Below are 1,771 nucleotides of genomic sequence, written 5' to 3'. Positions count from 1 at the left end.
ATGCCGATATCGAAGCCCTGCTCGGTCAGGTTCACGGGAAAGTTGGTCAGCTCGAGCCACCCCTGGAGCCCCGGGTTGGCGTGACAGAAGCGCGACAGCAGCGGCGCGACATGGGCACGGCCGAAGCCGAAGGTGGCGTTGACCCTCAGCGGGCCGCCAAGGGCTTCGCCCTGGGTATCGGCCAGCGTGCTCTCGAGCTCACCGAGCTCCTCGAGGATCAGCGTGCCACGAGCCAGATAGCGCTCGCCCTCCGGGGTCAGCGTCATCTTGCGCGTGGTGCGTGCGACCAGCGTCACGCCCAGGCGCGCCTCGAGCTGCTTTAAGCGCTTGCTCACCGCCGAGAGCGATAGCCCGAGGGCGCGCGCCGTCTCGGTCAGGCTACGGGCACGAGCGAGCTGCTGGAAAAAAACGAGATCGTCGAGAGAAGCCACCCATTCTCCACTTTCAGGCAACAATAGCTTGCAGTATAGCCCGATTATTTCCCGCACCAAAGGCGCTACACTCGATCCATCATCCCGCCACCGAGGAGCCTCACATGGCCCACACCATTGCAGTGATCGCCGGCGACGGCATCGGCACCGAAGTCATGCCGGAAGGCATTCGCGCCCTTGAAGCCGCCGCCAAACGCTTCGCGCTCGATCTGGAGTTCACCACTTTCGAATTCGGCAGCTGCGACTACTACTTGGAGCACGGTCAGATGATGCCGGACGACTGGTTCGAGCAGTTGAAGGATTTCGACGCGCTCTTCTACGGCGCCGTGGGCTGGCCGGAGAAGGTGCCGGACCACATCTCGCTGTGGGGCTCGCTGATCCAGTTTCGCCGCCGCTTCGATCAGTACGTCAACCTGCGCCCGTGCAAGCTGATGCCCGGCATCGAGAGCCCGCTGGCCGGCCGCAAACCCGGCGACATCGACTTCTACGTGGTGCGCGAGAACACCGAGGGCGAGTACTCGAGCATCGGCGGCAAGATGTTCGAAGGCACCGAGCGCGAGGTGGTGATCCAGGAGACGGTAATGAGCCGCACCGGCGTCGACCGGGTGCTCAAGTATGCCTTCGATCTGGCCCAGAGCCGCCCGCGCCAGAAGCTCACCTCGGCCACCAAGTCCAACGGCATCTCGATCACCATGCCCTACTGGGACGAGCGCGTGGCGGAGATGGCCAAGGCCTACCCGGACGTCTGCGTGGACAAGTTCCACATCGATATCCTGACCGCCAACTTCGTGCTCCACCCGGACTGGTTCGACGTGGTGGTGGGCAGCAACCTGTTCGGCGACATCCTGTCGGACCTGGGCCCTGCGTGTACCGGCACCATCGGCGTGGCGCCTTCGGCCAACATCAACCCGGAAGGCACGTTCCCGAGCCTGTTCGAGCCGGTCCATGGCAGCGCCCCGGACATCGCGGGTAAAGGTATCGCCAACCCGATCGGCCAGATCTGGTCCGGGGCGATGATGCTCGAGCACCTGGGCCATCATGATGCCGCCCAAGCGATCGTCGATGCCATCGAGGCGGTACTGGCCGAAGGCGACGTGAACGTGCTGACCCGCGACGTCGGCGGCCAGGGTACGACCGAAAGCCTGGGCCGGGCGATCGCCGCGAAGATCAAAAGCTAGCGGGGCGCCGGGGCGCGACGCTCGATCAAGTGCTCGCGCCCCAGGTGATGAATGTCGGTCACGCCGAGCAGCGCCATGTCGCGCTCGACCTCTTCGCGCAACAGCCTCAGCGCATGGCGCACCCCCGCCTCGCCGGCGACGGCGGCGGCGTAGTTCATGGGG

3 protein-coding genes are annotated in these 1,771 nt (G+C 65.2%); 1 reads left to right on the top strand and 2 read right to left on the bottom strand.

The genetic code is table 11. The annotated features are described in order from the left end of the window. Nucleotides 1-431: LysR family transcriptional regulator (locus BIS11_RS16590; RefSeq protein WP_253586589.1), on the bottom strand; the 431-nt coding region annotated here is incomplete at its 3' end. A 104-nt stretch (nucleotides 432-535) separates the two neighbouring features. On the opposite strand from BIS11_RS16590, the gene BIS11_RS16585 reads away from it, so the two are divergent. Continuing rightward, nucleotides 536-1,609: a tartrate dehydrogenase gene (locus BIS11_RS16585; protein WP_253419320.1), complete on the top strand. Its 1,074-nt coding sequence runs from the start codon at nucleotides 536-538 to the stop codon at nucleotides 1,607-1,609. On the opposite strand, the gene BIS11_RS16580 is transcribed toward BIS11_RS16585, so the two are convergent. After that, nucleotides 1,606-1,767, bottom strand: a complete 162-nt coding sequence (locus BIS11_RS16580) for an alpha-hydroxy-acid oxidizing protein (RefSeq protein WP_253586590.1) — start codon at nucleotides 1,765-1,767, stop codon at nucleotides 1,606-1,608. The genes BIS11_RS16585 and BIS11_RS16580 overlap by 4 nt on opposite strands. Between the last annotated feature and the right edge of the window lie 4 nt (nucleotides 1,768-1,771).

Source organism: Halomonas sp. 707D4 (genome assembly GCF_024158685.1).
GTDB lineage: Bacteria > Pseudomonadota > Gammaproteobacteria > Pseudomonadales > Halomonadaceae > Vreelandella.
Note: the sequence above shows the minus strand (reverse complement) of the source record. Positions and strands in the feature narration are given on the sequence as shown.